This window comes from Mycobacterium sp. (genome assembly GCF_025965855.1).
In the GTDB taxonomy this organism is placed as follows: Bacteria; Actinomycetota; Actinomycetes; order Mycobacteriales; family Mycobacteriaceae; genus Mycobacterium.
On record NZ_JAOPWB010000027.1, the window covers coordinates 18,457 to 27,183 of the forward strand.

The 8,727-nt window shown below is 65.9% G+C and carries 5 protein-coding genes and 1 pseudogene; 2 read left to right on the forward strand and 4 right to left on the reverse strand.

Annotated elements, in window-relative coordinates; all coding sequences use genetic code 11:
• Window positions 1-13: 13 nt before the first annotated feature.
• A complete protein-coding gene (locus JWP83_RS02240) occupies window positions 14-445 on the forward strand; it encodes an SRPBCC family protein (RefSeq protein WP_297725362.1) in 432 nt (143 codons plus the stop codon).
• Here JWP83_RS02240 and JWP83_RS02245 read toward each other — a convergent pair.
• From JWP83_RS02245 to JWP83_RS02255, 3 genes are all read right to left on the reverse strand, one after another.
• Window positions 393-3,329 (reverse strand): RND family transporter, encoded by a 2,937-nt coding sequence (locus tag JWP83_RS02245; protein ID WP_297725364.1) that lies wholly within the window; start codon window positions 3,327-3,329, stop codon window positions 393-395. The genes JWP83_RS02240 and JWP83_RS02245 overlap by 53 nt on opposite strands.
• Window positions 3,326-3,772: an MmpS family transport accessory protein gene (locus JWP83_RS02250; RefSeq protein ID WP_297725366.1), complete on the reverse strand. Its 447-nt coding sequence runs from the start codon at window positions 3,770-3,772 to the stop codon at window positions 3,326-3,328. The genes JWP83_RS02245 and JWP83_RS02250 overlap by 4 nt, the downstream gene beginning before the upstream one ends.
• A 118-nt stretch (window positions 3,773-3,890) precedes the next feature.
• Window positions 3,891-4,499 carry a TetR/AcrR family transcriptional regulator gene (locus tag JWP83_RS02255; RefSeq protein ID WP_297725368.1) on the reverse strand — a complete coding sequence of 203 codons (609 nt, stop codon included), beginning with the start codon at window positions 4,497-4,499 and terminating at the stop codon, window positions 3,891-3,893.
• A gap of 112 nt (window positions 4,500-4,611) precedes the next feature.
• On the opposite strand from JWP83_RS02255, the gene dnaE reads away from it, so the two are divergent.
• On the forward strand, window positions 4,612-8,208 hold the full coding sequence (gene dnaE / locus JWP83_RS02260) for a DNA polymerase III subunit alpha (RefSeq protein WP_297725370.1): 3,597 nt from the start codon (window positions 4,612-4,614) through the stop codon (window positions 8,206-8,208).
• A gap of 113 nt (window positions 8,209-8,321) precedes the next feature.
• On the opposite strand, the pseudogene JWP83_RS02265 reads toward dnaE, so the two are convergent.
• Window positions 8,322-8,727, reverse strand: a pseudogene (locus JWP83_RS02265) (MBL fold metallo-hydrolase); the annotation flags it as partial.

Sequence of the window (8,727 nt, forward strand, 5' to 3'; positions counted from 1 at the left end):
TTAGGCTCACGCAATGGCCGCCGTTGACATGACCGCAGACATGCCGATGGCCCCGCAGGACATGTGGGACCACGTTTCGGAACTGTCGGAGCTGGGCGATTGGCTGGTGATGCACGAGGGGTGGCGCAGCGAGCTGCCCGACGAGATCACCGAGGGCACCCAGATCGTCGGCGTGGCGCGTTCCAAGGGCCTGCGCAACCGGGTGACGTGGACGGTGACGAAGTGGGATCCGCCGCACGAGGTGGCGATGTCGGGATCGGGCAAGGGCGGAGCGAAATACGGCGTCATGCTCACCGTGCGGCCCGCCGAAGGCGGGTCCACGCTGGGACTGCGTCTCGAGCTGGGCGGGCGTGCGTTGTTCGGCCCGGTGGGCTCGGCCGCGGCCCGCGCCGTCAGGGGAGACGTGGAGAAGTCCCTGAAGCAGTTTGTGGAGCTGTACGGCTAGGCATTACCGCCGTGTCGTCGTCCTCCCACAGCAGCAACTGACGCACCGCGGCACGCGACCCGTAGGGCTGAAGCATTTGGCTCGCCGGCCGCGGGCGCACCCGTTGGGGCCACCAGAACCAGCGCCCGAGAAGCGTTGCGACAGATGGTGTCATGAAGGAACGCACGATCAGCGTGTCGAACAACAATCCGAGGCCGATGGTGGTCCCGATCTGGCCGAGCACCTGAAAACCGCTGAACACGAACGCGCACATCGTGATCGCGAAGACCAGCCCGGCGGAGGTGACCACCGAGCCGGAGCCGGCCATCGAGCGAATGATGCCGGTCTTTATGCCGGCATGGATTTCTTCCTTGAACCGGGAGATCAACAGCAGGTTGTAGTCGGAGCCGACCGCCAGCAGCAGGATCACCGCCAGCGCCAGCACGACCCAATACAGCTTGATGCCTAACATGTACTGCCAAACCAGCACGGACAGCCCGAAAGAAGCGCCCAGCGACAGGGCAACCGTGCCGACGATGACGAGCGCGGCAATGAGGCTTCGCGTAATGATCACCATGATCAGCAGGATGAGGCTGAGCGCGGCGAGTCCCACGATCAGCAGGTCGTACGTGGCACCGTCCTGGATGTCCTTGTACGTCGCCGCGGTGCCGCCGATGTAGATCTTGGCGTCGGCCATCGGCGTGCCCTTCAAGGCCTCGTGCGCGGCCCTTGCGATCGGGTCGATGTGTGAAATGCCTTCGGGCGTCGCGGGATCACCCTCGTGGGTGACGATCATGCGGGCCGCCTTGCCGTCGGGCGAGATGAACAGTTTGAGCCCGCGCTCGAAGTCTGGGTTCTTGAACACCTCGGGTGGCAGGTAGAAGGTGTCGTCGTTCTTCGCGGCGTCGAAGGCGCGCCCCAGCGCCGTCGCGTTGTCGATCGCGGCCTCTGTCTGGGAGTAGATGCCGGACTGGGTGGCGAAGCTCGCCAACGTCAACGCGCGATTGGTCTCCTGGCTGTCGATCTGCGGCGGTATCAGCGCCACGAGTTTGGGCTGCAACGCGTCGAGCTTGTCCAGGGTGGCCGTGAGGTTTTCGAATTTTTCGGTGAGCTGGTCGACGCCGTCCAGCGCATCCAGGACCGAGCGGATCGCCCAGCACGCGGGGATGTCGAAGCAATGTCTTTCCCAATAGAAATAGCTACGAATCGGCCGGAAGAAGTCGTCGAAATTCGCGATCTTGTCCCGCAGGTCTCTGATCGTGTCGATGGTGTCGTGAAAGCTTTGGGCCTCCTCGTGGGTGGTGCCGGCGAGCTGCTGCTGCAGCACGTACTGCTGCTTCAAGATGTTGATCGTCTTCGCCAGTTCGCCGGCCTGCTTTTGCAGGTCGTTCGCCCGGTCTTGCTGGTACGTCAGGTTTTCCTGCTGGGCGGCGCTCTGATTGCTGACCACAAAGGCAAGCGAGCTGTGGTCGAGCGGGGTGCCCAGGGGCCGGGTGATGGTCTGCACCTGGGCGACGCCCGGCACGTGAAACACCGCCTTGGCCACCCGGTCGATGATCAGCATGTCGGCCGGGTTACGCATGTCGTGATCCGTTTCGACCATGAGCAACTCGGGCTCCAGCCGGGCCCGCGAAAAATGCTTCTCGGCGGCGGTGTAACCGACATTGGCCGGCGCGCTGGTGGGCATGTAGGGGCGAGTGTCGTAACTCGTCTTGTACCCGGGCAATGCGAGCAGGCCCACCAGGGCCAGGGCGCACGCCGCCGCGAGAACCGGGGCGGGCCAGCGGACGATGGCAGTGCCGATCCGCCGCCATCCGCGGGTTCTCATCGCGCGCTTCGGGTCGAAGACGCCCAGGGCGGCGCCCAGCGTGAGCATCGCCGGGCCCAGGGTCAGCGACGCGAAAAGCGCGACGAGTATGCCTATACCGGCGGGAACTCCCAGGCTCTGGAAATACGGCAGCCGGGTGAAGCTCAGACAAAACACCGCGCCGGCGACGGTCAGGCCCGAACCCAAGACGATGTGGGCCGTCCCGTGAAACATGGTGTAGAAGGCGGTTTCCTTGTCCTCGCCGGCCCCGCGCGCTTCCTGGTAACGGCCGACGATGAATATCGCGTAGTCCGTCCCGGCGGCGATCACCAGCAACGTGAGCAAATTCGTCGCGTACGTCGACAGGCCGATGAGGCCGGCGTTCCCGAGGAAGGCGACGATCCCCCGGGCGGCAGACATCTCGATGAGGACCGTGACGAGCACGAGCAGCATCGTGAAGAAGGAACGGTATACGAACAGCAGCATCAGCGCGATCACCCCGACGGTTATCGCGGTGACCTTCGCGGTTCCCTTGCTGCCGACGTCGAACTGGTCGGAGATGAGCGGTGCAGCGCCGGTCACATAGGCCTTGACACCGGGCGGTGGCTGCATGTGCTCAACGATGTCGCGGACGGCGCCCACGCCCTCGTTGGCCAACGCCGAGCCTTGATTGCCCGCGAGAAACAGCTGGACGTAGGCGGCCTTGCCGTCGCTGCTCTGCGACCCCGCCGCGGTCAGGGTGTCGCCCCAGAAGTCCTGAACGTGCTCGACGTGCTTCTTGTCCTGCTCGAGCTTGCGGACCATCGCGTCGTAAAACCGGTGGGCGTCCGCACCGAGCGGCTTGTCGCCCTCCAGGACGATCATGGCCGAGCTGTCGGTGTCGAATTCGCCGAACGCCTGACCGATGCGCTTGATCGCCTTCAGCGACGGCGCGTCGGGCGAGTTCAGCGCCACATTGTGTGTTTTACCAACCTCTTCCAGCTGTGGTACCGCGATGTTGGTGATGGCGGCGAGCGCGATCCAGAACAGCAGGATCGGCACCGAGAGCCGGCGGATGGTGTGCGGCAGGCGGGGCCGCGCCTGTTGATCGTCGCTCATCCCGACTTATCCAGGCAGAAGGTGTAGGCGTCGACTTTGTTGACGGTGCGTTCGTCCTTGATTTCACCGTTGACGGTGATGCGGCAGCCGAGGGTGTCTCCGTTGCCCTGCGCCACGACGTTGCCTACCACCGCGGGCTGCGTCGTGGTGATCGTGTACGACCAGGGCAGGGGCGCGTCCTTGACCTGCTGCGGCTGGGCGTTGACGTCCAGGTAGTTGATGGTCGCCATCGCACCCGGTGCGCCGAAGACCTCGAGCACCACCTGTTTGGGGTTGAACGGGACGATCTCGTTGGCGAGGCCGCTGTTGGCCGAGGTGTTGGAGTGGGAGCCGAAAATTCCGTGCAGGCGATAGATGCCGAATCCCGTGACCGCGACAACGAGCACCGCGACCAGCGGTATCCACCCCCGCCTGAGGAGGGACGTAATCGAAATCGCCTTCACCCGTTGGCCTTTCGATGCTCGGGCGCTACGGTCACGCGGCCGCAGTGGGCGTGACCGTCGGAAATGACCCTACGGTACTGATCAGTACTGCACAAGAGACGTGACCGTACACTTTGTATCAATTTTCCTGATATCCCTCGGATCGGGTGAGTCCCGGCAGGATGAAGTCGTCGACGAGGGCTTGCACCGTGGCGCGGGTGGGCGGCTGCCCGGGGATGATCGAGCGGAAGATCAGGTATCCGGGCAACAGATCCCAGAGTTCGTCGGCGATCGCGGCCTCGGCGATCTCGCCCCGGTCGACGGCCTGCCGCAGTATGTGCTGAACCAGGGCCTTGCGCTGATCGAGGAATTGGTGCTGCAGGGCGTCCCTGAGGGCGGGGTGGCGCGACACCTCCACCAGCACCGCGCGGATGGTGCCGGCATTCTGCTGGCCCTGCCGGCAGATCTTCTCCCCGACTCGCAGCAAGTCCTCGCGCAATGTGCCGGTTTCCGGCGGGACCGCGACCTGGCGGATGCCCTCGGTGAAGGCCGCCAACACCAACTCGGCCTTCGAGGGCCAGCGCCGGTACACCGTCGCCTTGCTGGCCCGGGCTTCGCAGGCCACGGCGTCGACCGTCAAGCCGTCGTAGCCGTGCTCCTGCAACAGCCGCAAAGTCACCGCGAGCAGCTCGGCCTCGCGCGGCGACCAAGGCGATGACCCCGCGCACTGGCCGGCAGTCTGGGTCATAGCGCCCACCTTAAATCCGCCGCACCCAAAGTGACGACACACGCGGAGTTAAAAGACACACGACGCGACACGCCGAGGATGCGTCGGTGGTCGGTCATAGACTGGCGTCCCTATGACCGATCCGTCTGCTCCTAGCGCAAGCGTCCCCCGCAAGCGGGAGGTGCCCCCACATCGCGAGTCCTCGTTTGTGCACCTTCATAACCACACCGAGTACTCGATGCTGGACGGTGCCGCGAAGATCGCGCCGATGCTCGCCGAGGTCGAGCGGCTGGAGATGCCCGCGATCGGGATGACCGACCACGGCAACATGTTTGGGGCCAGCGAGTTCTACAACGGAGCGACCGAGGCCGGGATCAAGCCCATCATCGGGGTCGAGGCGTACATCGCGCCGGGCTCGCGGTTCGACACCCGCCGCGTCACCTGGGGTGACCCCAGCCAGAAGGCCGACGACGTCTCCGGCAGCGGCTCGTACACACACCTGACGATGTTGGCCGAGAACGCCGCCGGCCTGCGCAACCTGTTCAAGCTGTCCTCGCTGGCCTCCTTCGAGGGTCAGCTGAGCAAGTGGTCGCGCATGGACGCCGAGCTCATCGCCGAGCACGCCGAGGGCATCATCATCACTACCGGCTGCCCGTCGGGGGAGGTGCAGACCCGGCTTCGCCTGGGCCAGGATCGCGAGGCGCTGGAGGCGGCCGCCAGATGGCGGGAGATCGTCGGACCGGACAACTACTTTCTCGAGCTGATGGATCACGGGCTGACCATCGAACGACGCGTCCGCGAGGGCCTGCTCGAGATCGGCCGCACGCTGGGCATCCGGCCGCTGGCCACCAACGACTGCCACTACGTCACCCGCGACGCCGCGCACAACCACGAGGCACTGTTGTGCGTGCAGACCGGCAAGACGCTGTCGGATCCCAACCGCTTCAAGTTCGACGGCGACGGCTACTACCTGAAGTCGGCCGCCGAGATGCGCCAGATCTGGGACGACGAGGTGCCCGGCGCCTGCGACTCGACGCTGTTGATCGCCGAGCGCGTCCAGCCCTACGACGAGGTGTGGGCGCCGCGCGACAGGATGCCGGTCTTCCCGGTGCCCGAGGGGCACGACCAGGCGTCCTGGCTGCGGCACGAGGTGGACGCCGGGCTGGGCCGGCGGTTTCCGGCCGGCCCGCCGGACGGTTACGCGCGGCGCGCGGCCTACGAGATCGACGTCATCTGTGACAAGGGCTTCCCGTCGTACTTCCTGATCGTCGCCGACCTGATCAACTACGCGCGGTCGGTGGGCATCCGGGTCGGGCCCGGCCGGGGCTCGGCCGCCGGATCCCTGGTGGCCTACGCCCTGGGCATCACCGACATCGATCCCATCGAGCACGGTCTGCTGTTCGAGCGGTTCCTCAACCCCGAACGTGCGTCGATGCCCGACATCGACATCGACTTCGACGACCGTCGCCGCGGGGAGATGGTGCGGTATGCAGCCGACAAGTGGGGCTCCGACCGGGTGGCCCAGGTGATCACCTTCGGTACCATCAAAACCAAAGCGGCGCTGAAGGATTCGGCGCGGATCCACTATGGCCAGCCCGGCTTCGCCATCGCCGATCGGATCACCAAGGCGCTGCCGCCGGCGATCATGGCCAAGGACATTCCGCTGTCGGGCATCACCGACCCGAACCACGAGCGGTTCAAGGAAGCCGCCGAGGTCCGCGGATTGATCGAAACCGACCCCGACGTCCGCACCATCTACCAGACCGCGCGCGGCCTGGAGGGCCTGATCCGCAACGCCGGCGTGCACGCCTGCGCGGTGATCATGAGCAGTGAGCCGCTGACGGAGGCGATCCCGCTGTGGAAGCGACCGCAGGACGGCGCCATCATCACCGGCTGGGATTACCCGTCGTGCGAGGCCATCGGCCTACTGAAGATGGACTTCCTGGGGCTGCGCAACCTGACGATCATCGGCGACGCGATCGAAAACATCAAGGCCAACAAGGGAATTAACCTCGGTCTGGAGTCCGTCCCGCTGGACGACAAGGCCACCTACGACCTGCTCGGCCGCGGCGACACGCTCGGGGTGTTCCAGCTCGACGGCGCACCGATGCGTGACCTGCTGCGCCGCATGCGGCCGACCGGGTTCGAAGACGTCGTCGCCGTCATCGCGCTGTACCGGCCCGGGCCGATGGGCATGAACGCCCACAACGACTACGCGGACCGCAAGAACGGGCGCCAGGCGATCAAGCCCATCCACCCCGAGCTCGAGGAACCGCTGCGCGAGATCCTCGCCGAGACCTACGGCCTGATCGTGTATCAGGAGCAGATCATGCGCATCGCGCAGAAGGTGGCCAGCTACTCGCTTGCCCGAGCGGACATTCTGCGCAAGGCCATGGGCAAGAAGAAGCGCGAAGTCCTGGAGAAGGAGTTCGAGGGTTTCTCCGACGGCATGAAGGCCAACGGGTTTGCCCCGGCCGCGATTAAGGCGTTGTGGGACACCATCCTTCCGTTCGCCGACTACGCATTCAACAAGTCGCACGCCGCGGGCTACGGCATGGTCTCCTACTGGACCGCCTATCTCAAGGCGAACTATCCCGCCGAGTACATGGCCGGCCTGCTGACGTCGGTCGGCGACGACAAGGACAAGGCGGCCGTCTACCTTGCCGACTGCCGCAAGCTGGGCATCACGGTACTGCCGCCGGACGTCAACGAATCCGGCCTGAACTTCGCGTCGGTGGGCGCCGACATCCGCTACGGACTGGGTGCGGTGCGCAACGTCGGCGCCAACGTGGTGAGTTCGCTGATCGGCACCCGCGGCGAGAAGGGCAAGTTCACCGACTTCTCGGACTATCTCAGTAAGATCGACATCTCGGCCTGCAACAAGAAGGTCACCGAGTCGCTGATCAAGGCGGGCGCGTTCGATTCGCTGGGCCATGCCCGCAAGGGCCTCTTCCTGGTCCACACCGACGCCGTCGACTCGGTGCTGGGCACCAAGAAGGCCGAGGCAATAGGGCAGTTCGACCTCTTCGGCGGCTCTGATGGGGAGGGCGCCGGCGACTCCGTGTTCACCATCAAGGTGCCCGACGACGAGTGGGAGGACAAGCACAAGCTGGCCCTGGAGCGGGAGATGCTGGGGCTGTACGTGTCCGGGCATCCGCTCAACCGGGTGGCCCACCTGCTGACCGCGCAGGTCGACACCGCGATCCCGGCGATCCTGGACGGCGACGTCCCCAACGAGACCCAGGTGCGCGTGGGCGGCATCCTGGCCTCGGTGAACCGGCGGGTCAACAAGAACGGAATGCCCTGGGCCTCGGCGCAATTGGAAGACCTCACCGGCGGCATCGAGGTGATGTTCTTCCCGCACGCGTACTCCACCTTCGGCGCCGACATCGTCGACGACGCGGTGGTGCTGATCAACGCCAAGGTCGCGATCCGCGACGATCGCATCGCCCTGATCGCCAACGACCTTGTGGTGCCGGACTTTTCCAATGCCCAGCCGGACCGGCCACTGGCGGTCAGCATGCCGACGCGTCAGTGCACCTTTGACAAGGTCAGTGCGCTCAAGCAGGTGCTGGCGCGTCACCCCGGGACCTCCCAGGTGCACCTGCGGCTAATCAGCGGGGACCGGATCACCACGCTCGAGCTGGACGCCTCGCTGCGGGTCACGCCGTCACCGGCGCTGATGGGCGACCTCAAGGAGCTACTCGGCCCGGGGTGCTTGGGCGTTTAGCCCGGCGGCCCGGCAGGTCTGGCGGGTCTGGCGGGTCTGGCGCGAGGGTGCGCAGATGTCCGCGATTTGCGGCGTGTCGCCGTACCAACACGCACGCTCGCGGGGCCGGCACGTCAGGCTGGCAACGCCTGCGCCGCCCGGTGGTCGTGGGTCGGGACGATCGTCACCGCGTGCCGCGCGAGGTGCAGCCGGTGCAGCGTCCGGAAGGTCTCGTCGCGATCCTGGTCGACCAAAGCGCCGGGGTAGCTTGACTTTTGGCGGACCTTCTCGATCTGCAATTGGTGCCAGGCGGCGTCGCCGGCGATCAGGATCCATCCCCGGCTGGTGTGGGCGAGCACCCCGACGCTGCCCGGGGTGTGTCCGGCCAGGTCCACCAGGAGGACGGAGTTGTCGCCGAAGAGATCGTGACTTGCGGCGAAGGTCAGCACGGGCGGACCGTCCAGGTCGTATTCGGTGATGGGCCGATCGCGCAGCGAATCGCGGACACCGCCTACCGGCGCGACGGGCCCGGAACCGATC